This window comes from Pueribacillus sp. YX66 (assembly GCF_041725775.1).
Taxonomy (GTDB): domain Bacteria; phylum Bacillota; class Bacilli; order Bacillales; family UBA6769; genus Pueribacillus.
Window position 1 is genome coordinate 18100 of the sequence record NZ_JBEUEL010000006.1, and the last position, 23871, is coordinate 41970.

Consider the following 23871-nt stretch of genomic DNA (forward strand, 5'->3'; position numbering starts at 1 on the left):
CCCGAAGATTGTGAAACAGTTTGAACAAAGCAGGTCTCCTGACTTGCGTTTCATCTTACTTTGAGCCTTCCCATGCAAACACCTTGCAGTCTTTTGCACAGTGGGTATCCTCATTTCATCGACGCTTACAGTTGCGGGGGCAGTTCTGGAATTTCACCAGATTCCCTTACACTTTGTCCCAGCTTCTTATTTAATGGATATGAACAAACTACAATTTCATCGTAACGAATATTCGATACACTGACAAGAAAAACTTTTTGCAACAAACTTTAATGATCATTCGCAAAAAAGATACGTTTTGCTACTATGCTTTCTTGCTTAATTGACTACTCTTGAATTTGCAACAATGAGAGTAATTGACTTCGATTCGACGTAATATCATCTAACGTATATTGGTCGAGCACTTTAAAAAAAGCATTAAGCGCCTCATTCAACATACTTTTGAATCGACAAACTGGTGTTAATACGCACGTGTTCATTCCATTCGAATCGAAACAGTCGAGAAGATAAAAATCTTCTTCCGTTCGGCGCACGATTTCACCTATATTAATCTCTTCCGGTGCTTTCTTTAAACGCACACCTCCATTTCGTCCACGTACCGTTTCAACATATCCGAGTCGACCTAACTCGTGAATAATTTTTGTCAAATGATTTCTTTTTATATTGTACGCTTCGGAAATCTCATTTATATTTGAAAGTTTATCATCGCGTCGCAATGACAGAAACATAAGAACTCGTAACGAATAATCTGTGTAACTCGTTAACTTCATACGCTCCCTCTTTTCAAAATAAGTACAACTTAAGTTTAGCATAAGGATGTCTTTCAGTGCGATATATTACTATTTTGTGACGTTAAAATTACGGATTTGTGACAGCAATTGTGACGAAATTTTAAACATGCATTTAGAATGCACCTTTTTAAATGCAATAGGGGTATAAAGGAATTAAACGGGTATATAACCTATGAAACAAAAATCGATAAAAAATACCTCCGTTAAAATCCAGTAGTGAGGTTCACCCCACTCTCCTCACTGCTGGTTAAAATTACATAACAAAATCTAATAAACTCTAGAACTACTTTAAGGAGGTGAATACGTTGAAGACAGAGCTGGACACTCAAAAGCAAACACAGACAAAACACGGTGAAGAGAAGCTCTCAGGCACTTTTTTCGCTGTTATGCTACTCGGTACGTTCATGGTCGTGTCATGGTTTGGTGTCTACGGTTTATTTTTGAGTCGATAAGTAAAAATGAAATCGGAGGGTTTAAGCTATGCACTTACACCGCTATGAAAAAATTTGGCTTGCGTTCGGTATGGGGTCACTCGCATTATTTCTAGTTATCCTAGGTTTTGCTGCCTTTTATAAAGGGATGCAACCCCAAAGTGCGATTGAAGTCTGTGATCCGAATGAACTTGATCGAATTGATGATTTTAAACCAGAAAACCTAGGGGTTACAAAAGTAGATGATGATCAATATATTGTCAACATGGTGGCAACAGCCTTTAATTATGATTTTGGAAAAGATGAAGACGGGAAACCTGTCAACAAAATTAGAATTCCAAAAGGATCTAAAGTTTTATTCCAAGCCACTACGAAAGACGTCATTCACGGTTTCGAAGTTGCGGGTACGAATGTCAATATGATGCTCGAACCTGGTTTTGTCAGCCGTTATGAAACAGAGTTAAAAAATCCCGGTGAATATACGGTCGTTTGTAACGAGTATTGCGGCGTTGGACACCATCTCATGTTCGCAACAGTGGAGGTGTATTAATAATGCAAGAACTACCTTTATCTAAAAAAGAAAAGAAATTATATATGTCTTTTATGTATGTGACATACGTCTCTTTACTCATTGGTGGCTTAATGGGGTTATTACAAGTACTCCAGCGGACGGGTAAAGTTACGCTGCCATTCGGTATTGATTATTATCAAGTACTTACTGTACACGGTGTCATTCTTGGACTCGTGTTAACTACATTTTTCATCATAGGCTTTCAATTTTCATTAATGGGAAAAACGGTCGGAATTACGGATAAGCAGCTCAAATTCGGTTGGGTCAGTTTTTGGGTTATGCTCATCGGTACGATCTTGGCTGCGACAATGATTTTACTAGGGCAAGGCTCGGTACTATATACATTCTATACACCGCTTAGAGCTCACCCTATTTTTTATATCGGACTAACGCTTGTCATCGTTGGAACATGGATTGCAGCTACAATCAATTTTCGGCAATTATACTTATGGAAAAAAGAACATAAAGGACAAAAATCACCACTTTTAGCCTTTATGGTTACGATCAACATGATTATGTGGTTTATTGCCACGCTTGGACTAGCGGTATCCGTACTTTTCCACATTTTACCGTGGTCACTCGGATACAAAGCAACGATTAACGTATTGTTAACACGAACATTATTCTGGTATTTTGGCCACCCACTCGTTTATTTTTGGCTTTTACCTGCGTACATGGCATGGTATGCTATTATTCCAAAAGTCATCGGCGGGAAAATTTTCAGTGACGGTCTCGCACGATTGTCGTTCGTTTTATTTTTAATGTTTTCCATTCCAGTTGGGTTTCACCACCAGTTAACAGAGCCTGGAATTGATCCGATGTGGAAATTCATTCAAGTTACATTAACAATGATGGTCGTTGTGCCAACATTAATGACTGCTTTCTCGTTATTTGCAACGTTTGAAACAACAGGAAGGAAAAAAGGATATACAAGTCTTTTCGGCTGGTTCAAAAAATTACCTTGGAAAGACGTCCGCTTTTTTGCACCGTTCGTTGGAATGCTCTTTTTCATCCCTGGTGGAATAGGTGGAATTATTAACGCTTCTCACCAACTTAACACTGTCGTGCACAACACTGTATGGATTACAGGACACTTCCACTTAACAGTTGCTACAGCTGTCATGTTAACATTTTTCGGTGTTACGTATTGGCTCGTCCCACATTTAAGAGGCCGTACACTAACACCTAGCATCAACCGATTAGGAATGATTCAAACGATTCTTTGGGCAATCGGAATGTTTGTTATGAGTGCTGGTATGCATATTGCTGGATTACTTGGTGCACCGAGACGTTCAGCTTTCTCCATGTATGATGGAGGAGATCAAGTATCGACGTGGATCGGTTATCAAATTGCTCAGGCGGTTGGCGGTACAATTCTATTCATCGCCATCTTATTGATGGTTTATGCTTTCATTAAGCTTACATTCTTTGCCCCGCACGGCGAAGAAGAGTACCCAATCGCTCAAGAAGAAGATGATGCACCGCCAACACCTAAGATTCTTGAAAACTGGAAATTGTGGATTGGCATTACAGTCGCGCTTATTCTTTTTGCCTACACAATCCCAGTAATCGATATTATACAACATTCACCACCAGGTTCCGAACCATTTGATTGGCCAATCGGAAGGTAAAAATTTATAAACTGCTGGAGTGAAAATCCCAGCAGTTTATTTTTCTATTTTTAAGCATTTCTTTTTTGTCTATATGTTTTTCAAAATTTTCTTTTCGTTTAGCCAGTATTTTATAGACAAAACGAACACAACGACATGTATCTTAGATTGTAATGCTTGAACAATTATTTTCATATGCGAATTTACATGCATTGCTAAATCAATGGTTGTCGTTGCTTCACATGCACCTAATTCATTCACAACAATTTACTTTTCAATCTTTTGTAGACTATAATTTGAATTACTGTAGTCGTTTTCGATGACAAAGCTAGTTAGTTCACCGATATCAAAAACAAAACGGGAGTAGAGGAGCATTTACCCTTAGATAGCCTATTTTGCGGTTCTGAGCATCACAAGAAGAATTGCTACAACGAACCACGATGTCCATAATTAGAGAGTTACAAGCAACGTCTCTTCGTATAATATGTTTATCTAAAGTAGTTCCAAGTGTCTGTTTATGCTAAATAAAGAAGTGAAAAAATCCTAAACCATACACCTTGGATTATTTTGATAACGCTATTTTTATATGAGCTAAATGGTGCTCTTCATGCCAAGCTAATTTCGCAACTTTTGTTGCAACTGTAATTTTACCGTTTTTCTGGTGAGTAAACGCCCGATCTAATTAAAGCAAGCTTCAAACGTTGATACATTTTCAACTGAGAATCAGCAATATGATGAACAAGTTGACGAACAGTCCAGCTACCATTACGATATGTTCTACTTAAGTCCTCATCACTTAATGTTTCAACCACCTCTCTTAATCGAATCGTATACGTTTTAATTTCATTTAGCCATTCTTGAACATTTTCTAAAGTCACGTTTTTAGGAACTTGTAATTTCCCAATTGGATAGGTGACACCCATTTTTATTCCCCCTATTTTATAAGTTATTTTTAAATCATCCTTACATTACAATCCACCCTTCGAAATCTGCTCCTTATGTATGTGAGTCCGCTAGAGTGAGTGCTCTATTCTAGAAGAAAACTATTTACTAGCAACTCCTCCTTTCTTGCTATAGATTTCATATGTAAAATATCCAAATAAAATAATCCTATTCCTACTCCGAAACTAAACGGAGATACAATTGGAAATCAAGAAATATAAGCGAAGAAGTACGGCAACAACACAACCAATTATTACCCGTGGTGGTATAAAATTTTAAGCACCTTTTAATTTTTTATCCAAAGCGCCTTGCTTAAATTTATGTTTCATTCATTCTGAAAACTACAAATACTGCAATTGGAAGTAAAACGAGTGCGATTTCCGAAGCTAAGTTTATATTAGATACTCTCCTCTTTCACTTTTTAACATTTTAACGCCAGCTTTGCTGATTAACAATCTGATCCAGGAATCAGAGATATCATGTTTGACGGGCTATAATGTGATAGCTACAAATCACCCCAAAACAACATCAATTTGATTTTGGGATCTTTGCGATTTATCCCGAACAATAAAAAGCGCTGCTTCGTTCATACGAGTTCCTTTAAAAAAGATATTCACCACGAAACGCACCTTGTTTTATCTTATTGCTTCATGTAAAAATCATTCTCTTCATTATTCGACTAAGAAAAATTTTTCGTAATTTTATTTAGCTAAGTACAATCATATGAGCATTTTAAACATTTTATTAAGTAAAAACACACGTGCAAACACGTGTGTTCAGGCTGTCGAGAAAGTTTTTCTCGACAGCCTGTTTTATTTATTTTCTTTAACAATTCACCGCGTTAATTTGGTATAATATAGGTATAAAAATTGGCAGGTGATATCCATGTTTTATACAAGAAAAACCACTCAAAATGAAGTTGAGTTCGTTTCCATTGAAGAGCTTGTTCCCGATGATCATCTTTTGCGTAAAATTGATAAATATATAGACTTTTCCTTTATTATTGAAAAAGTTCGTCCTTATTATAGCGAGGATAACGGACGCCCTTCTCTTGATCCACTTATCCTTTTTAAAATGATGTTCATTGGTTACTTATTTGGAATTCGTTCTGAACGGCAATTAGAAAAAGAAATCAAAGTTAATGTTGCGTACCGCTGGTTTTTAGGCTTAAAACTCACAGTTCCAGTTCCTCACCATTCTACAATCAGTTGGAATCGTCGAACCCGTTTTAAAGACACGAACATCTTTCAAGAAATCTTTGATGAGATTGTTCTTCAAGCCATGAATCATCACAATATGGTTGATGGCAGAGTGTTATTTACAGACTCAACGCACTTAAAAGCGAACGCCAATAAACATAAATTTACAAGAAAAGAAGTTGAAATTGGAACACGCGAATATGTGGATGACTTAAACAAAGCCATTGAAGAAGACCGGATGAACGCTGGAAAAAAGCCGTTAAAGAAAAAAGAGGAGGTGGTTGAAACAAAGACGATGCGAGTAAGTAAAACAGACCCTGAAAGTGGTTTTATGTCTCGAGAGAATAAGCAGGAGATGTTTTGTTATCTTGATCACCGTACAACAGATATGAAATATAACATCATTACCGATGCCTATGTTACTCCAGGAAATGTACATGATTCCGTGCCCTATCTTGAACGTCTTGACCATCAAATGAAACGGTTTGGGTTTCAAGTTGAAGCTGTTGCCCTTGATTCAGGTTATCTTACAACTCCCATTTGTAAGGGATTGTCGGAACGCGATATATTTGGTGTTATTGCTCATAGAAGATATCAACCAACGAGAGGGCTTTTTCCAAAATGGAAGTTTACATACGATAAGGAACGCGATCGTTATATTTGTCCAAATGGAACAGAACTTGTCTATCGAACAACAACGAGAAATGGGTATCGTGAATATAAATCGAATCCTAAGATTTGTGCAACTTGCCCGCTTCTTCCCCAATGCACTCGGTCAAAAAACAAACAAAAAGTTGTGACGAGACATGTGTGGGAAGAACACTAAGAAAAGGTAAGGTTAAACTAGAAACAACAAGTTTTTTTGTGTTTAACTGTGTAAAATCAACGGAAAAACAAGTTTTTACTAAGAAACTTTTGACAGTACGCAAAACACACACAGGGGGTTTTTTTATTATCATGTGTAATTATAATAGATTCGATCAGTCGAAAAATCAAGTGTATTAGTCGATAAAACTAAAAGTGGAAAAATAAGACCATGGCGAGAAAAGAAAATAGCAAATATAAGTTATTGGGAACTGCTGCATATTTTGGAGTTTAAAAAGGCTGAACGTGTGAAAGATTGTGCGGAGATCTTAGAATATAAAATGGACATAGAAACGAGCGAAATTAATTTATATCGTGTTTGGTTTTGTAAATCTCGTTTGTGTCCAATGTGTAATTGGAGACGGGCTATGAAGCATGGTATTCAGTCACAAAAGGTTGTTGCTGAAGTTATTAGGCAAAAGCCAACGGTTCGTTGGTTGTTTCTCACATTAACTGTGAAAAATGTTTACGATGGTGAAGAATTAAACCAAAGTTTATCAGATATGGCGAAAGGTTTTAATCGCATGATGAAATATAAAAAATCACTAAGAATTTGGTTGATTTTATGCGTGCAACAGAAGTAACAGTAAACGAAATTGATAACTCGTATAATCAACATATGCATGTATTGATTTGTGTAGAAAGCACTTATTTTTATAACGCTGAAAATTATATTAATCAAAAACAATGGATTCACTTTTGGCGAAAAGCGATGAAATTGGACTATGATCCAAGCGTTAAAATTTCAATTGTCCGTCCGAAAAATAAGGACACGAACGCTATGCAATCGGCAATTAACGAAACGGCAAAGTATCCTGTGAAAGATACTGACTTCATGACAGATGACGAGAAAAAGAACTTGAAACGTTTATCTGATTTGGAAGAGGGGCTGCATCGTAAACGATTGATTTCGTATGGTGGATTGTTAAAAGAAATTCATAAAAAATTAAATTTAGATGATCTCGAAGATGGCGATTTAATTCATGCAGATGAGGAACAGGAAAAAGCGGAAGAAGAAGGTTTTTCTATTGTTGCGATGTGGAATTGGGAACGACAAAATTATTTTGTAAAAGAGTAGTTCGATAAATGAGCCATTTTATTACGTAAGGAGGTAGTCAATTGTTTAAACGTAAGTTGCATTGTTCTAATTGTAATCGAGAAGTTCAACCAGGGGAAGTAATATATGCAAAAATGAAAGTGCCACAACATGCAGTGATGGTAGAAATTAAAGCATATTTGAAAAACGAGAGTGAAATTATTTGTATAGATTGTTCTAAATCAAAAGAGTGAACTAAGGCAAGCTATCGGGTGCTATTGTTGAATAAAGAAAATAAAAGATTAGATACAGAAGATACGAGAGATTATTCTCGTGTCTTTTTTATTTTGGTTTTTGTGTTGCTAGAGGGAGAAGGAAAGCGTGGCAATTGTCAACGGTAAATCGCAACGAAGTGGTTCAGCGTTAGCTGATCCACGCAGTGAGAATTTAAGGAGTTGACAATTTGATCGCACCCGAACCCTCTTGGCACTGAAACAAACCCCACGTTTGACTTTCTAAAGAAGGGAAAGTCTTATACAAATTAAGGAAAGAAACCGTTGAGTGAAGCTTCGCAGATTCAAAAGAACTGCATGGGCTTCGCTATTGCAGGTTGAGAGGACTAAAAAACGCAAGGGAACAGGTGCTACTTACAGCTGCCTGTAGAACATGAAAAAGATAGCGATGCACCTAGCCAAGGTAGGATAGGTGCTTAAACAAATGATATTATTAATTTTTGTAGTAAGTTTCCTTAACTAAAACAAAAAACCACTTAGAAAATAAAAAGAGCTTGTAGAGAAAATACCCCTTTCTCTACAAGCTGAACACACGTGCAAACACGTGTGTTTTTATTCATAACGAAGTGATTCAATCGGATCAAGGCGTGATGCTTTGTTCGCAGGTAAAATTCCGAATACGATTCCGATAATCATTGAAAAAAGAACGCCTCCAATGATAACAGGAAAGGAAACGAGTGATGGCCAGCCAGCAAAGTACGATACGAGAGATGCCGCACCACCACCGAGTAAAATACCGATTAAGCCTCCGATTAATGTTAAAGTGACAGATTCTACGAGAAACTGAAATAATATTTGTCCTCTCGTTGCACCGATAGACATCCGAATGCCAATTTCGCGGGTCCGTTCTGTTACAGAAACAAGCATAATATTCATGACGCCAATCCCGCCAACGAGTAACGATACTCCTGCGATACTTCCAATAATAATCGTCATAATCGTTGTAATTTGACCGATACTAGCAGCAATTTCCTCCATATTCATTACTTGATAGGCTTCATCAGTATTGTGCAAGCGATTTAGTAATTCCGTAGCTTTTTCACCAGCCACTCGTAAATCGTCAGCGCTTTCCGCTTGCAGCATCACTTGGCTATATTCGCTTTGTCCAAAAACCGTCCGCCACGTTTTCCAAGGTAAATAAACTTCGTTGGTACCGAATGCGAATATTCCTGTCGGTTCCTCAAGGACCCCAGCAATTTCAACAGGTTGAGAATGAATGTAAAGCACTTGTCCAAGCGCGCTTTCTCCGTCAAATAGTTCATCTTGAATCGAGTGACTGACAACGGCTACCCGTTGCCCCGCCAAAAAATCAGCGGAGAGAAAACTTCTTCCTTGCTCTACATTTAGACCATTGACATCCAAATACGCTTGGTTAATGCCTGTAACGGAAGCGTCAATAACGTCTTCACGATAGCGCGCATTTGTGTATTCAGAACTAAGTGCGACGACTTTACTCACTTCGGGAATTTCTTCTAATGCTTGAATATCTTCTGGCGTGAATGGGTTCACTAACCATGCGTTTGGATTCGCTTGCAGTTCTTCATCTGATGGCATGTAAAAAAGTTCGATTGTATTACCTTCACCGACAATTTGCGATTTTAACATGGCCTCGCCGCCTTGTCCGATTGCGACGACAGCGATGACAGAACCTACTCCGATAATAATACCGAGCATCGTTAATATCGAGCGCATTTTGTGTGCGCGCAGTGATGAAAGTGCCATTTTAATATTTTCTATTACACTCACGATTCACTCACCTCTGCACTTTCATCTTCTCCAATTAGCTTTCCGTCACGAACAAAAACGGTGCGCTCTGCATACTCCGCAATTTCTTGCTCATGTGTCACGAGCACGACCGTTGTTCCATCACGATTCAGCATTGTAAACAAGTCCATAATTTGGACGCTTGTTTTTGAATCAAGTGCACCTGTCGGTTCATCTGCCAAAATAATTTTAGGATTGTTCACGATAGCACGTGCGATTGCAACCCGTTGCTTCTGTCCACCAGAAAGTTCATTCGGCAGATGGTTCATACGGTCTGATAAACCAACACGGTTTAAGGCTTCCATTGCTCGTTCTTCTCGCTCTTTTTTCGGCTTTCCCGAATAAATCAGCGGAAGCTCTACATTTCTAAGAGCATTGAGACGAGGAAGCAATTGGAACTGCTGAAACACGAATCCGAGCGATTGGTTTCTTACTAGAGCTAATGCATTTTCATCATAGTCGGAAACACGTTCACCATTTAAAAAATAGTCACCGCTCGTCGGTCGATCGAGACAGCCGATAATATTCATTAATGTCGACTTTCCAGAACCTGAGGGTCCCATAATTGCCGTAAATTCACCTTGTTTAATCTGTAAATCAATTCCTTTTAAAACATCAACTTGCTCTTTTCCAATGGTGTAACTTTTGACGATCGATGTGAGCTTGATCATTTGATCGTCACTTCCGTGCCGTTCTTTATCTCATCAGTTGGATCAACGATAATTTGCTCATCCGCTTCAACACCTTCGATGATTTCAATCATCTTATTAGAAACAGAACCAACTTTTACATCGCGGCGTTCCGCTTTATTTTCATTGACAACGAAAACGTAATTGTCTTCACCATCTTGCTTTACAGCGGTAAGTGGAAGTACATTCGCTTTTTGTTCTTTCGTTTTAATTTCAATGAGCATTTGAAAGCCAGGTTTAAGCTCAATTTCGTCTTCCACTTTTACTTGAATCGGATATTGAACACCGCCGCCATCCATTTCTAGACCTTCTTGCTGTTTCGGTAAATCGGAAATGAGACTGACAACGCCTTCCCAAGCTTGATCAGGAACAGCATCCGATTTTAATGTGACAGCCTGTCCTTTTTCAATCTTTAGCGTGTCGTATTCCGAGATTGTTCCTTCTACGATAAGGTCATCTAGTGTTCCGATGCGAATAACTGGCTGTTGCTCAAGTTGATTTGAAGCAAGCGCTGCTTGTTCATTAACTTCGACGATTTTTCCATCAACTTCACTTTTTACTTCAAGTTCAGCAATTTGCTGTTGAATGACTTCTTTTTGTAGCTGTAATTGTTCAAGTTCAATTTGTGTTTGTTGTTGCTGAAGTTTAATTTGCTCCAATTCTGCTTTTAATGCTTCATTCTCTTTATCGTCTTTTAATAACTTTTCGGTTTCTTTCCGTTTTGAAGCTAAGTCCGACACTTGTAAATTTGTAGATTTTATTTGCAGTTCGTTTTGCTTTTTCTCTAACGTCAGTTGCTTATTTTCATAACGTATGAGCGGCGCACCTTTTTTTACAGAGTCGCCTTCTTTAACGAGAATTTCTTTCACTGTACCTTTTTCAGCTGTGTAATATACAATTTGCTCGTTTGCCAATTTAAGCTGACCTGGCGTTAATACCGTTTCTGTAATCGTTTTTTCTTGCAACGTCGTCACATCTATTTTTACGTTACTATCAGCTTTTAATTTCCATATGTTAAGTCCGATTAATAGTACGAGTAAAGCCGCGACTCCAATTATAATCCAAATTTTTTTATTCATACAATTAAACTCCTAATGGTGCACTGATTGCCGCGCCAATCATTGATAAAATGATACCTATAATAAAAAAGCCAATTGAAATAGTCCAAGCTAGTCCTTTTGAAAGTTCTCCAACTTTGTGTAACCCAATTGCGGATAAGATTACGCCCCAAATCGTAAATACTTCTAAACTATCAAACAGACCAGCGATAGCTCCTTCAGCTGACAATAATGAACCTAAGCTTGTAAACATAATCTCGCCATCTCCGCCGAGAAGAGGTGTAAGTAAACCGTTAAATAGCAAGCTTAATGCAGAAATAAGCATAATGTACGTATTCATGGAAAAGAGTTGCGTAAATGTCGCTTCAGAACGAGCAATTTTAATAATAATCCAACTAATAAAGCTGGAAATAAGAACCGTTAAAATCGGTGTAAATAATCCTACAATGACCATCCCGATTTGTGTAACAGCTTCCAAGCCTGGCATGTCTTTCACTTCTTCAGGCATTTCAATTCCGAGTGACATGAGCCACGTACCGAACATAGTTAAAATTGTAACGATAGCCATGGCGCCCCAAATGAGTGGTCTTTCTTTTATTCTTTCAAATTGCTCCGTCGGATTGAGAATCATCCCAAATAATGACGGTTTTTCAACGTTTTTTATTTCTTCTGACAAAGAATTCATCCCCTTTTATATGTTAAAATCAAGTCTTATTCTAACGTATTTATATGAATTATACGATATACTTTTTAAGTTTCAATTAAAGCTCGGTAAAGATTCTGTAATTCTTGCGAGCATCCAATGCTTTCTCGCTTCTGTCCATGAACGATATGTTTCAAGGCTATAAATGCGCCAGTACATGGGCGGATGGGCTTGAAATTGAAATTCGATCAAGCGGTAAAACCAATTTTGCCGCTCAAGCTCTGAGCGATAGTTATTTTTTTTAACAGTAGTAGCTTGATATTCTCGAGTTTTTTCAAAAGCTTTTTCGCTTTGAATCGCTAGTTCGCGGAGCCCATCCGCCATTTGTTGTCTGCCTTTAGCTAGCAGTGTTGCCCCAAGATTGTCCGCTCTTCCTTCAGCCCATTGAGAAATGAATGATAAATAAATCGGAAACAACAAAAATAACATATAGATGAACGTAACAAGTACAAATGGATGGTCAGCAAGTAACACGATCGTGTCATAAAAAAGATAGACACTACTAGCGAGCACTCCCAAAAAAAGAATTCGTGCAAATTGAATCGTTAGGACATCACGTTTCTTCACGTGAATGGTCTCATGTGCAATAATTGCCTCAACGGCTTGCATCGGTAGTTCCAACGTTGCAGACGTAATGATAATCGTTCCACGCCCAATGTTCATTCCTGTTGCAAAACCGTTATAAATCGGAGAATCCGTCATGTAAAGTTCGGCATTTTTAATGTTGGCTCGCCGAAAAATCTCGCGTGCTCGTATAAACATTTCTCCTTCAGTTACCCGCCTAGCGTCGGTTGCTGCAATTAACACACGGTCAGAGATGTACAAATTAAATACCCACCACATGATTACGGATAGTACGACTACCCATACGGGAGCATCTAACCAAATCAATAAAAAAACAAGTCCCGTATAAGCTGAAATTCCTTTGACCGCAATGGCAAAATAGCCTTTCCATAGCAATCGCTTTAAAACGGTTGGATGCCATAATGGTCGAACTTCTTTTACTTTTTGTTCTGTCGCTTTCGGAGCAAAATCTCGAAACTTATGAGACCACTTTTCAATGTCGTCCGGTGTTAAATAAAGATGTTCACCGGGAAAAGAAAGCTTTAACACTCGTTGAAAGGAGCTCGTACAATCGACAGTCGCTGATAAAAACGTAAATAGCGGATGAAGCCGTAATAAATCAGGTGATGTTTCAATATCAAGCCTTTTCAAATCAGAAAGCGGGTATTCACGCGGTTGAAAGCGCGTAAGAATGACTAGCTTTTCTTCGCCTGGAAGCCAGTAGATTGTACTAGAAACAAAGTTACTCGTTCTTTCAATCGTTTTTACTAAAATTGCGATAAACGCAAGGATAATAAAAAATTTGAGAAGCGCATACGTTTCTGGTGCAAACAGTAAAAAAATGATACTACCCGCCATGACGAAAACCGTTAATATAAAATCAATGATAAGCCGTGAAGCCTTTTTTGTCTGGTTGATTTCAACGTATGTCGTTTCCTGAAGCCGCTCTACGAGTTTTTGATAAATTTCATAACGACTTCGATTAAATAATGGTTCAGCGTAAGCATATGTCGTTGCCGCAATCGTAAAGAGAAAAATCGCTTCTTGAAATGAAAAAAACTTAAATAAAAACGATATATAGGCAACGACGAGAGCGACTTCGACGAAGGAACCGAGTTTTTTAGAAAATAACAACCCCATCATTGATATGATAAAAGCAACAATAAAAGTAAAAAATATTGTAGTTAAATGTGGAAGCACAACCCAACAACACCTTGATCAACTAAATTTGTATATCGTTATAAAGTAAAAGATACGTTGCAATAGCAAGGAGGACGCCAGCAAGCATAATTACTTTAGCATCAGATTGCTGTCCATCTGTTTTCGCAACGAAAAGCTTAATAACACCAACAATAATCACGAAAGCTCCAAGCCAATATCCTGATGACAACGGGACTTGTGGAAATTGAAACAAGACAAGCAAATAGTACACTGTCGCAATAAAAACAGCCGTTAATAAACTTGCGATACTCGTATACATCGTCTAGCTTCACCTCAATTGAAATGAACCATTCGTTCAAGCAACTTTTGAAGTTTCTCAATAGAAAGGTTCGGATCTAACACGATGATTGAATACGTTAAGCCTTCTTCTTGCCAATAGAGTGTACGTAACTCTTCCGACCACATGCCTTCTTGACCACGAACATGTATCATCTCTTCACCAATTATAGCTTCTGATTGCCCGTCTTCAGTCTCAGCCAGTGTCTCAAATATACTTATAGAAAGATAGGGCAACCCTTCTTTTTCATATTCTAGCGTCACTTCCTTACGCTCCATTTCACTGCCTAAATCTAACAGCCCAACATAAGCAATTTTCAGGTCTTTCGTGTCAGGAATATACAAGAATGACGTGCGTAGTTGATCCTTTGCTTCTTCAAAAGTAACCTCCCTCGTATCAAGCATATTTTCGAGGCTTTCAATTTCTACATCATCCGGAAGATCAATTGTAAACAAATCATCTGGCATTTGTGGATTAAACTCTATTTTCGTATACATCCATTTAACGGTGACTTCATCAGTGTCCGATTTCGTTTTTAGAACGAACCAGTTTTCTTTATCGATCCAAATCTCTTGGTTTCCGATAAGTGATTGATCTTCCTTCACTGTTGCTTTGAGGTGAAACGTATTTCGATCAGCAATTTTTTCTTCCCCGATCACTTCAATTTCATGTGTGTCTTTAATCAATTTTAGCATTTGTTCTGCTTGTTCTTTCGGTGATTGTTGATTTAATGAAGCTAGTTCTTCGCTTTCAAAAATGAATGCTTTTTTATCTCCCGGCATATATGTGATTAACCGAGCACCGTCATTGACTGTAATTCCATTCTCACTTTCGTCTTTCCCGATTGTTTCAACTCTTTTTTTTCCGTCCTTACTGGACCATTCCTTCATTGTCATTGTCTCTGTAACTTTTCCTTGTTCCTTCGTCGTCCATGTTGATTCGGCGTAATACGCTTCACCTTCATTTTTTTCGTTTAATGCGTTTTGAATCACTTGATCTGGAGAATATTCGTTTAAGGAAGACGAGCAACCGTATAAAGTAAACATGACCAGTGTAAGTAAAACTAACAATCGTTTCATCTTTATCATCCTATTTCGAAATTTGAGGAATGCGACAAATCACACAAGTCCCTACATTTTCTTTTGAAAAAATCTTAACATCGCCTCGATGTCTTTCGATGATTTGCTTCGTAATACTTAGCCCTAATCCTGTCCCGCGTGCCTCTTTCTTACTTCGTGCTTGATCGGCTTGATAAAGAGGATCAAAAACATATTTGAGCGCTTCTTCGTTTATTCCTGTCCCTTCGTTTTGTACGATGAGATAAGCGTAACCGTCCTCGAAGACAGCGTTCTGAAACACGTAATCAAACAGCTTATTTTTGATTACTTTTTCATCCGTCACTGCAGCTAACAAAATTTGCTTTCCTGCTTCCGTATGATGAATCGCGTTGCTCATAATATTGTCGACAACCCGAATCATTTGTTTTGGATTAACGGCATACATTCCGTCAGTATCACAAATCGTCTCCAAAATGATGTTTTTTTCATTGCATAACGGCTCATAGTCAGAAAGAAGCATCTCAAAAAATTCCATTCCATCCACGTGGACAAACTCGATTTCATACGTGGATGACTGCAACAATGTATACGTCAATAAATCATCGAGCATTTGTTTCATAAAGTTCGCTTTTTCTACGATGACTTCTCGATATTCTTGTTGTTCTTCTTCTGTTAGACTACGTTCTGTTTCGAGTGCTTCTGCATAGGCTTGAATCGATGTGAGCGGTGTTTTTAAATCGTGAGAAAGCGTCGCGATCATGTATTCTTTCTCCTGTTGTTGTCGTTCTATCGCTTCTCGTGCGGACAAAATTTGCCTACGCATGGTATAAAAATGTGCTTTTAACTGTCCAATTTCATCATTGTTAAAATCGGTTTCGCTCACTTGTTTTCCTTCGGCAAAATTCGTCATTTCTTCCATTAAATCTTGTAATCTACGATTCACCTTTTTATTAACGAAATAAATGATGAATGCGTATATCATCAAAAACAAAGTGATAAACACACTAACCATAATTACAGTACGTTTTGTAACCGCATTTTTCCATTCATGTCGAGGAAAATGCACTTGAAAAAAACCGACGATTTCATTGTTTACGAAGACAGGCTCTTTGTAAGTAAATGATTGGTAACCTTGTTTTAATGAATATAAGTCAGCGTAAAGCTGTTCATTATTTAATGGGGGAGATTGGCGATTAAATGCGACATTTGACGTATATAAGAGAAAGCCATCACGATGATAAAGTTCGATGATGATTTGTTCACCGTTCAGTTTTTCTACTTCTTTTCGATCGGCATTTGGCTTGTAAAGCTCGGCTGAGCGAAGTATAGTCGTAATTTCTTGAATTTCAGACGAAGCATGGATGTACTCTGCAACCTTCTGTTCATTGTTGTATGACTGAATCCAAGCAAAAAGCACGTAGGCGACAACAAGTGGAAGCGACATGACAATAAAATAACTAACTAGAAGCCACGTTTTCAGCTTCATTTCTGTTCACCAATAAATTGATAGCCCCTGCCCCAAACCGTTCGGATGAACCGTGGTTTTTTTACAGGATCTTCAAGCTTTTCCCGAAGTGATCGAATGTGTACCGTAACCGTATGCAGACCGTCTGCATCTGCTTGCTTCCAAACGTGCTGATACAATTCACTTTTGGAAAAAATTCGGTTTGGATTTTGTAAAAGCACTTTTAAAATTGCAAATTCTTTTGCTGTCAGCGGAATTTCTTTACATTGCATGACGACTTTTTGCTCATCCCAAAACACTGTTAAACCGTCTACATATTCTGTCTTTTGTTCGCTAAATTGCTTTCCTTCGTAGCGTCTCCATCTACGAAGTAGTGATTCAATTCGAGCCTTCAGCTCAATTAAGCTAAACGGTTTAGCTAAATAGTCATCCGCCCCAAGCTGTAATCCTTCGACTTTGTCTTCATCTTCTTTTCTTGCACTAATAATTATAATCGGTACGTTACTTTTCCAGCGAATATTTTTGCAAAGCGATAATCCATCCATCTCTGGAAGCATTAAGTCGACTAATACGAGATCATACGATGTCGACTGAAAGTCTTCCCATCCTTCTAGGCCTGTCGTTGCCCACGTTACTTCATAGTTTTCACGTTTGAGCATGTCGCGCACGACACGAGCAATTTCCGGATCATCTTCAACGAGTAGCAACCGCGCCTTCACATGAATTCCCCCTTATTTTTCACTGTAGCATAATTTTCTCGACTTCAAAGTCATTTTATTATTATTTTATAATTTAAGCGAGGGAATGCTTTTCTTTTCGTTTCGTTTGAAGATAACCGTCTAGCTTAATCAACCGTTTTATGTTTACTAAGAATTATTGAACAGGTGGACTATATAGTCGTTAAAACTTCCTATCCCTTTCTGGTAATACTCGCTCATATACATATAATGTGATCGTTACCCGTCCATATTCCTAATCATTCTAGCCATTTTTTTATCATTTATTCTTTCATTCTATTACAGCGCAATAAAAGTAAATATTGTAGTTCTTACCTATTTTTTCAAAAAAAATCCACTCCCAAGAGTGGATTAGTCGTGGAAATCTTGACCTGATTTTATTTCGTTCACATAGCCTTTACGAATGACAAAATCTCCAAATCGTTCTGATCCTTTTCGTTCCTTTGCATAATGATGAATGATTGGTTTTAACGATTCAATGATTTCCACTTCACCGATATTTTCACGATACAATTTATTTAATCTTTCACCGGTAAAGCTTCCTCCAAGATACATGTTATATTTACCAGGAGCTTTTCCGATAAAAGCGATTTCTGCTAATGCAGGTCGGGAGCATCCGTTCGGACAACCTGACATGCGAATGACGATCTCTTCATCTTGCAAACCTTCATTTGCTAACAGTTGTTCAATTTTCGTTAATAATGTTGGCAAATACCTTTCCGATTCTGCCATCGCTAACCCGCACGTTGGTAAAGCGACGCATGCGATTGAATTTCTTCGCAATGGTGAGTCGTTGTTCGTTAATTGGTATTTTTCAAGAATATTATCAATACCCTTTTTTTGCTCATGTGGAACGTTTGCGATAATGACGTTCTGATTAGGTGTGAGCCTAAAATCTCCTTGATGTACGTTGGCAATTTCTCTTAATCCTGTCATAACATGATCTCGAATGCGTCCGTTTTGGACAAAGAGTGTGAAGTGCCAGTTGTTATCATGCCCTTGAATCCATCCGTACCGATCGCCATTATGCTTAAATTGATATGGTCTCGGTTCTTCAAGTTTCCAGCCCAATCGATCGTGAAGCTCTGCCATGAACCAATCAAGACCACGATCGTCGATTGTATATTTGAACCGTGCATATTTCCTTACTGACCGATTGCCGAAATCTCGCTGTATCGTCATGATTTTTTCTGCAACTTCAATGATTTTTTCTGACTGGCAAAACCCGATTACTCTCGCTAATTGCGGATACGTATATGGATCTCCATAAGTCATTCCCATGCCACCCCCGACTGCGACGTTGAAACCAACGAGTTGAGCATTCTCCACAATTGCAATGAAACCGATATCTTGAGAAAATACGTCGACATCATTAGAAGGAGGTACAGCAATTCCGATTTTAAATTTACGAGGCAAATATTGAGAGCGGTAAATCGGCTCTATGTCTTCTTCAGTTTTGTTACTGTCAATTACTTTTTCACCGTCAAGCCAAATTTCATGATAAGCATTTGTTCGAGGCGAAAGATGATCACTCAACTTTTTCGACCATTCATACACTGTCGCATGAATATGAGATTGATTCGGATTCGGGTTGCACATTACATTTCGATTCACATCTCCACAAGCCCCGAGTGTGTTCAGTAATGAGGCGTTAATCTCTTTTATCGTTTGCTTCATGTTCCATTTCAAAATGCCATGTAACTGAAACGATTGTCTCGTCGTAAGCCGAAGAGAACCGTTTGCGTATCGTCGGGCAAGTTCATCCATGACGAGCCATTGCTCTGGCGTTGTGACTCCTCCTGGCGCTCGCACACGAACCATAAATTGATACGCTGGTTCTAACTTTTGTTTTTGTCGCTCGATGCGTAAATCTCGGTCATCTTGCAAATAGCTTCCGTGAAACTTCATCAAACGGTTGTCATCGTCGGGAATCCCAGCACTTACTTGATCATCTAATGTTTCTGCTAATGTTCCTCGAAGGAAATTGCTCTCTGTTTTTATCCACTCTACATCACTAGGGGGGCCGTCATGTGTTTGCAATCGTTTATTTTGCTCCATATCTTTTCTCTCCTTCTTAAACTAATACACATCTCGTTGATACCGCTTCTCTTTTTGCATGGATGCTAAATATTCGTTAGCTTCATCTTCCTTCAAGTTGCCTTCGTTCATCAGAATCGTTTTTAACGTTTCATGTACATCTTTCGCCATCTGCTTTTCATCACCACAAACGTAGACAACTGCGCCTTCTTCTAACCATCGGTACACTTCGTTGCTTTTTGCGAGCATGCGGTGCTGTACGTAAACTTTTCTATCGGTATCTCGGGAAAACGCAAGATCAATTTGCGATAATACTCCTTGTTTAAGCCATCGTTGCCATTCCACTTGATAAAGAAAATCAGTGACAAAATGCTGATCACCGAAAAATAACCACGTTTTTCCTTGTGCAGCAATTTCTTCACGTTCCTGTAAAAAAGCCCGGTAAGGTGCAATACCTGTACCTGGTCCAATCATAATAATTGGTGTATCAGGGTTTTCTGGTAATTTAAAGTTTGGATTCTTATGAATATAGACGGGAACAGTATCACCTGCTTGTAGCCGTTCTGCGCACTGAACAGAGCAAACACCGAATCGATCACGACCGTGAGCATGATACTGAACTTTTCCGATTGTCAGATGGACTTCGTCTGGATTTGCCTTTAAACTACTTGCGATCGAATAAAGTCGCGCAGGCATTTTTCGAAGAATCGAGACAAAGTCATGCGCTAGTACGTCTGACAGCGAAAAGTCACGAATAAAGTCAAGTAAGTCACGTCCGTAAATATAATTTCTACACGCTTTTTCATTCTTTAAAAGTGCAATTAAGTCCGTGCGGTTACGCGAAAACGGTATCGCTTTCTCTAGTAATGGCTTTGTTAATACCGTTAATTCAAAATGGTTAAGCAGCGCATCTCGTAACGTCTTTTCTTCACCAGAACGGTGGATAGCGATCAGTTCTTCTTCGTTCCACCCCATTGCTTGCGTTATCGCATCAACGAGCATCGGATCGTTTTCTGGGTAAATGCCAAGACTATCTCCAGGTTCAAAGTGAAAATTTGCGCCCTCAATTGATAATTCAAGGTGACGTGTTTCTTTGTTCGAGCCACGTCCATTTAAATTTATTGTTTGTAAAATCTCTGCATGAAACGGATTCGTTCGTGAATATAATTCCGCCGATTTTGTAAATGTACTGATTGCGTTCGAGCTTGGAGACTTCACATTTTGCTGATCTTGTAATGCACTGATCACATTTTCAAACCATTCGGTTGCTGGTTCATCAAAGTCCAAGTCACAATCAACGCGAGGACAAAGCCTTGTTGCTCCTAACTGCTCTAAACGTTCATCAAACTCTTTACCTGTTTGGCAAAAAAGCTCGTATGAGCGATCTCCTAATGAAAGCACTGAAAAATGTAGGTCTTTTAATTTCGGTGCTCGTTTACTGTGTAAAAATTCATAAAAAAGTGTCGCATTATCAGGTGGATCACCTTCTCCGTGCGTACTGACGATAATGAATAAATATTTAAGCTTTTTTAATGTATTTTGTTTAAATTCGGCCATTGAAGAAAGGATTACTTTATAACCTTGAGCGTTTAAGTTTTCAGCCAACTCTTCTGCTAAGCCTTGCCCATTACCTGTTTGTGAACCATACAAAATGGTCACTTGCACTGGTGCTTGCTCTGCAAGTTCCTGTGATTCTAAAACATTAGTTGCCGAACTCGTTAACGCCGTTAAATAGCCACTAAGCCATAACTGCTGAGAAGAAGTTAACTTTGGCAAAAGTGTGTTTAATAGTTGAATTTGCTCCTCATTAAAAGGACTATTGTTCACTTCAAGTTGCACGATATCTCCCTCACTCAAAATTTATCATTGTTCCAATCGATACGGTTAAAACCACATACGTCTCCCTTTAAATTAATGAAACGTTTTACCGTTACGGAACGTGCTGCTTTCCCAAGTGTCAATGTAAGTTGAAAAAGTTTCATCATAAACAGAAGCTAATTCATTACGAATTCGCTTTGCTGCAGACGGATGCAAACCATCTGTTGAAACTGCAATCGTTAAATTTCCTCGTCGCAGTGAAGCTGGGACGACAAAATTTCCATGTGTCGCCTCACTTACGACGTTCACTAATTGATGGGGATGACATTGCTTGGCGATCATCCGATTTAACGCTTTATCATTCGTTGCGGCAATGACAAGAAAAGCATCTTCTATATCCGTCGCATGAAAATTTTTTTTGTGCCAATGAATCTGTTGCTTATAAGCGAGTTGTTCCAACGTTTCAGTGATGTCAGGACTGACAACAGTAACGTTCGCTTCCGACGACTCTAGCAATGTTTGCACTTTTCTCGTCGCAATTTTCCCTCCACCGATGACGACAGCACGTCTATTAAAAAGATCAAGCATAACAGGATAGCCTTTCATACGAATCTCACCTCGCAATCATTGTTTCACGGACTCTTTCTAACAATAGTTGCACGATATTTTGATGAAAATATAAATGTTTACATAAAAAGACGGTGCGATTACAGTCAGGTAATTGTGCAATAACCTGTTCCATTCTTTGCATTAACACACCTGTAAATAATAAATAAGGAATGACAAACACTTGCTTTGCATGGCTGTCTAAAACAGAAGCTAAACCTGTTTTAAAATCAGGTTCACATGCAGCGAGATAACATGTCGTGATGTTTGCTACCGCTGTTTTTCGTTTCAGCTGCTGTTCAATTTCGTGAAAATATCGTTTCGTATCCGGATCACTGCTCCCTCTTCCGACGAGTAAAATGCGTGCTTCTTTTTCAATCGATGTTTGTTTTTCCAACATTCGTTCGATCACGATATCAATGATTGCATCGTGTACGCCAAGCGGACGCCCGTATGTGAACTTAATGTTCGGAAAATGAACTTGCATTTTTTTCAGTAGTTTCGGGATGTCATGTTTTGCGTGACCCGCTGAAAGCAACAATAAAGGAACGACTGCGATCCTTGTTGCCCCACGTTCAATACATCTAAAAATCCCTTCTAACATCGTTGGTTTGGCTAATTCAAGAAAACAATATTCCTGTATCGGAACGTCTATTTTATGCATGCTTCGCACCATGAGTTCAGCCACCTGTGCTTGTGCTTCTTGACACCTACTCCCGTGGCTCACGTAAAGAACTGCCTGCATGGTCATCACTCTTTCTCATATGATTAATGGCAAATCAATGTTGGCCAACTCATGTTGATACCATGAAAGTTTGTTGTTCAATTTCACAACTTCACCAATAACAATAATCGCCGGGTTTGTTACGTTTTCAGTACTTACTTTTTCAACAATATCGGAAAGCGTTCCGGTAACTGTACGCTGTTCTTTCTTCGTCCCCCAATGAATGATTGCAACTGGTGTTTGTTTTCCGCGACCATGTGTGACTAGTTGTTCACAAATGTGAGCTAGATTCCTCATACCCATATATATGACGATCGTATCAATTCCTTTTGCGATGTTTTCCCATTGAACTTCACCTGATTGCCTATGCCCCGTTACAATAGCTACCGAACCGCTATACTGTCGATGAGTCACTGGAATACCCGCATAAGCGGGTGCAGCAATTCCTGCAGTAATCCCAGGTACAATCTCAAAAGAAATGTTATGCGCTTGAAGCACTTCCGCTTCTTCCGCTCCTCTTCCGAATACGAACGGGTCGCCACCTTTTAACCTCGTCACAACGTTTCCATTTTTTGCATATTTAATTAAAAACTTATGAATCGTTTCTTGCTGTAACGGATAATAGTTAGGAAGTTTCCCGCAGTAAATGAGTTCCGCTGATCGTTTTGCATAGCCTAATAAGTCGTTGTTGATAAGACGGTCATACAAAATGACATCTGCTTCTTGAATTGCCCTTAACCCTTTCACCGTAATTAACTCCGGATCGCCTGGACCCGCACCTACAATATAGACTTTTCCGTTGTTCACGTTGTCACCTCTTAATAAGTTTTTTCTTTTCTAAAAACATAATGATTTCATCTGCTGCCTCCTCGATTGTCAACTGATCGGTCTCGATGACAAGTTCGGGATTTATCGGTTCTTCATATGGAGATGAAATTCCTGTAAAATTTGGAATTTCTCCATTTCTTGCTTTTTTATACAGTCCTTTCGGGTCGCGTTTTTCACATTCTGCAAGCGGACATTTTACATAAACTTCGAAAAATTCCCCGTTATGAAAAAAATGTCTAACGGTTAAACGATCATCTAAAAAGGGTGAAATAAACGCTGTTAGCACTATTTGTCCGCTGTCAACGAACAACTTCGCTACTTCCCCAATTCTGCGAATGTTTTCTTTCCGATCCGCCTCGCTAAATCCTAGCCCTTTGTTTAAGCCATGGCGGATATTATCACCATCAAGTACATAGCTGCGAACGCCTCGTGCATACAATTTCGCATCGACCATATTGGCTAACGTCGACTTGCCTGATCCTGATAAACCTGTGAACCATAAAACAGCACTTTTATGTTCATTAAGTCGTTGGCGATCGACTTTCGAAACCGTAGATTCATGCCAAATAATGTTATTCACCATCG

Annotated in this window: 20 protein-coding genes, 4 pseudogenes and 1 riboswitch; of the genes and pseudogenes, 7 read left to right on the forward strand and 17 right to left on the reverse strand. The window is 38.7% G+C overall.

Features of this window, described 5'->3' with window-relative positions:
- Positions 1-11: 11 nt before the first annotated feature.
- A riboswitch (cobalamin riboswitch) is annotated at positions 12-191 on the reverse strand.
- A 135-nt stretch (positions 192-326) separates the two neighbouring features.
- The gene (locus tag ABU914_RS04110) at positions 327-770 is read right to left on the reverse strand and encodes an Rrf2 family transcriptional regulator (protein WP_379668492.1); all 444 of its coding nucleotides are present in this window, start codon (positions 768-770) and stop codon (positions 327-329) included.
- 326 nt (positions 771-1096) lie between these two features.
- On the opposite strand from ABU914_RS04110, the gene ABU914_RS04115 reads away from it, so the two are divergent.
- The 3 genes from ABU914_RS04115 to ABU914_RS04125 are packed head-to-tail and all read left to right on the forward strand — an operon-like array spanning position 1097 to position 3424.
- Complete coding sequence (locus tag ABU914_RS04115) at positions 1097-1243, forward strand: cytochrome c oxidase subunit 2A (RefSeq protein ID WP_379668493.1); 147 nt, start codon at positions 1097-1099, stop codon at positions 1241-1243.
- 28 nt (positions 1244-1271) lie between these two features.
- The gene (locus ABU914_RS04120) at positions 1272-1772 is read left to right on the forward strand and encodes a cytochrome c oxidase subunit II (RefSeq protein WP_379668494.1); all 501 of its coding nucleotides are present in this window, start codon (positions 1272-1274) and stop codon (positions 1770-1772) included.
- A gap of 2 nt (positions 1773-1774) precedes the next feature.
- Positions 1775-3424: a b(o/a)3-type cytochrome-c oxidase subunit 1 gene (locus ABU914_RS04125; RefSeq protein WP_379668495.1), complete on the forward strand. Its 1650-nt coding sequence runs from the start codon at positions 1775-1777 to the stop codon at positions 3422-3424.
- Positions 3425-3965: 541 nt separating this feature from the next.
- Here ABU914_RS04125 and ABU914_RS04130 read toward each other — a convergent pair.
- Positions 3966-4326 (reverse strand): annotated as a pseudogene (locus ABU914_RS04130) (DinB family protein).
- Between the two features lie 898 nt (positions 4327-5224).
- On the opposite strand from ABU914_RS04130, the pseudogene ABU914_RS04135 reads away from it, so the two are divergent.
- From ABU914_RS04135 to ABU914_RS04150, 4 genes and pseudogenes are all read left to right on the forward strand, one after another.
- Positions 5225-6367 (forward strand): annotated as a pseudogene (locus ABU914_RS04135) (IS1182 family transposase); the annotation flags it as partial.
- A 322-nt stretch (positions 6368-6689) separates the two neighbouring features.
- Positions 6690-7486: pseudogene (locus ABU914_RS04140) on the forward strand (protein rep).
- A 41-nt stretch (positions 7487-7527) separates the two neighbouring features.
- Positions 7528-7698 carry a Fe3+ hydroxamate ABC transporter substrate-binding protein gene (locus tag ABU914_RS04145; RefSeq protein ID WP_379668496.1) on the forward strand — a complete coding sequence of 57 codons (171 nt, stop codon included), beginning with the start codon at positions 7528-7530 and terminating at the stop codon, positions 7696-7698.
- A gap of 257 nt (positions 7699-7955) precedes the next feature.
- Positions 7956-8149, forward strand: a pseudogene (locus ABU914_RS04150) (transposase); the annotation flags it as partial.
- A gap of 140 nt (positions 8150-8289) precedes the next feature.
- Here the strand turns inward: ABU914_RS04150 and ABU914_RS04155 are convergent.
- The 15 genes from ABU914_RS04155 to cysC form a co-directional block, all read right to left on the reverse strand.
- Positions 8290-9483, reverse strand: a complete 1194-nt coding sequence (locus ABU914_RS04155; RefSeq protein WP_379668497.1) for an ABC transporter permease — start codon at positions 9481-9483, stop codon at positions 8290-8292.
- Entirely contained in the window at positions 9480-10172 is a 693-nt protein-coding gene (locus ABU914_RS04160) for an ABC transporter ATP-binding protein (protein WP_379668498.1), read from the reverse strand. Before ABU914_RS04160 ends, ABU914_RS04155 begins: the two co-directional genes overlap by 4 nt.
- On the reverse strand, positions 10169-11269 hold the full coding sequence (locus ABU914_RS04165) for an efflux RND transporter periplasmic adaptor subunit (protein WP_379668499.1): 1101 nt from the start codon (positions 11267-11269) through the stop codon (positions 10169-10171). The genes ABU914_RS04160 and ABU914_RS04165 overlap by 4 nt, the downstream gene beginning before the upstream one ends.
- A 4-nt stretch (positions 11270-11273) precedes the next feature.
- Positions 11274-11924, reverse strand: coding sequence for a YknW family membrane protein (gene yknW / locus ABU914_RS04170; RefSeq protein ID WP_379668500.1), 651 nt, complete (start codon positions 11922-11924; stop codon positions 11274-11276).
- 81 nt (positions 11925-12005) lie between these two features.
- Positions 12006-13715, reverse strand: coding sequence for a M56 family metallopeptidase (locus ABU914_RS04175; RefSeq protein WP_379668501.1), 1710 nt, complete (start codon positions 13713-13715; stop codon positions 12006-12008).
- Between the two features lie 22 nt (positions 13716-13737).
- Entirely contained in the window at positions 13738-13995 is a 258-nt protein-coding gene (locus ABU914_RS04180; RefSeq protein WP_379668502.1) for a hypothetical protein, read from the reverse strand.
- 14 nt (positions 13996-14009) lie between these two features.
- Positions 14010-15092: a LolA family protein gene (locus ABU914_RS04185; protein ID WP_379668503.1), complete on the reverse strand. Its 1083-nt coding sequence runs from the start codon at positions 15090-15092 to the stop codon at positions 14010-14012.
- A 10-nt stretch (positions 15093-15102) separates the two neighbouring features.
- On the reverse strand, positions 15103-16557 hold the full coding sequence (locus ABU914_RS04190) for a sensor histidine kinase (protein ID WP_379668504.1): 1455 nt from the start codon (positions 16555-16557) through the stop codon (positions 15103-15105).
- Complete coding sequence (locus tag ABU914_RS04195; RefSeq protein WP_379668505.1) at positions 16554-17255, reverse strand: response regulator transcription factor; 702 nt, start codon at positions 17253-17255, stop codon at positions 16554-16556. Before ABU914_RS04195 ends, ABU914_RS04190 begins: the two co-directional genes overlap by 4 nt.
- Positions 17256-17624: 369 nt before the next feature.
- Positions 17625-19331: an assimilatory sulfite reductase (NADPH) hemoprotein subunit gene (cysI, locus tag ABU914_RS04200; protein ID WP_379668506.1), complete on the reverse strand. Its 1707-nt coding sequence runs from the start codon at positions 19329-19331 to the stop codon at positions 17625-17627.
- 21 nt (positions 19332-19352) lie between these two features.
- Positions 19353-21149, reverse strand: a complete 1797-nt coding sequence (locus tag ABU914_RS04205; RefSeq protein ID WP_379668507.1) for an assimilatory sulfite reductase (NADPH) flavoprotein subunit — start codon at positions 21147-21149, stop codon at positions 19353-19355.
- Positions 21150-21221: 72 nt separating this feature from the next.
- Positions 21222-21734: a precorrin-2 dehydrogenase/sirohydrochlorin ferrochelatase family protein gene (locus ABU914_RS04210; protein ID WP_379668508.1), complete on the reverse strand. Its 513-nt coding sequence runs from the start codon at positions 21732-21734 to the stop codon at positions 21222-21224.
- 7 nt (positions 21735-21741) lie between these two features.
- A complete protein-coding gene (locus ABU914_RS04215; RefSeq protein ID WP_379668509.1) occupies positions 21742-22479 on the reverse strand; it encodes a sirohydrochlorin chelatase in 738 nt (245 codons plus the stop codon).
- Positions 22480-22494: 15 nt separating this feature from the next.
- Entirely contained in the window at positions 22495-23265 is a 771-nt protein-coding gene (gene cobA / locus ABU914_RS04220) for a uroporphyrinogen-III C-methyltransferase (RefSeq protein WP_379668510.1), read from the reverse strand.
- 4 nt (positions 23266-23269) lie between these two features.
- Positions 23270-23869, reverse strand: coding sequence for an adenylyl-sulfate kinase (cysC, locus tag ABU914_RS04225; RefSeq protein WP_379668511.1), 600 nt, complete (start codon positions 23867-23869; stop codon positions 23270-23272).
- Positions 23870-23871 lie beyond the last annotated feature (2 nt).

Bases quoted from the DNA above. Each gene is read 5' to 3' on its own strand.
- ABU914_RS04110 (WP_379668492.1), bottom strand. From the start codon at position 770: ATGAAGTTAACGAGTTACACAGATTATTCGTTACGAGTTCTTATGTTT.
- ABU914_RS04120 (WP_379668494.1), top strand. From the start codon at position 1,272: ATGCACTTACACCGCTATGAAAAAATTTGGCTTGCGTTCGGTATGGGG.
- ABU914_RS04125 (WP_379668495.1), top strand. From the start codon at position 1,775: ATGCAAGAACTACCTTTATCTAAAAAAGAAAAGAAATTATATATGTCT.
- ABU914_RS04160 (WP_379668498.1), bottom strand. From the start codon at position 10,172: ATGATCAAGCTCACATCGATCGTCAAAAGTTACACCATTGGAAAAGAG.
- ABU914_RS04165 (WP_379668499.1), bottom strand. From the start codon at position 11,269: ATGAATAAAAAAATTTGGATTATAATTGGAGTCGCGGCTTTACTCGTA.
- ABU914_RS04180 (WP_379668502.1), bottom strand. From the start codon at position 13,995: ATGTATACGAGTATCGCAAGTTTATTAACGGCTGTTTTTATTGCGACA.
- ABU914_RS04185 (WP_379668503.1), bottom strand. From the start codon at position 15,092: ATGAAACGATTGTTAGTTTTACTTACACTGGTCATGTTTACTTTATAC.
- ABU914_RS04190 (WP_379668504.1), bottom strand. From the start codon at position 16,557: ATGAAGCTGAAAACGTGGCTTCTAGTTAGTTATTTTATTGTCATGTCG.
- cysI (WP_379668506.1), bottom strand. From the start codon at position 19,331: ATGGAGCAAAATAAACGATTGCAAACACATGACGGCCCCCCTAGTGAT.
- ABU914_RS04210 (WP_379668508.1), bottom strand. From the start codon at position 21,734: ATGAAAGGCTATCCTGTTATGCTTGATCTTTTTAATAGACGTGCTGTC.
- ABU914_RS04215 (WP_379668509.1), bottom strand. From the start codon at position 22,479: ATGCAGGCAGTTCTTTACGTGAGCCACGGGAGTAGGTGTCAAGAAGCA.
- cysC (WP_379668511.1), bottom strand. From the start codon at position 23,869: ATGGTGAATAACATTATTTGGCATGAATCTACGGTTTCGAAAGTCGAT.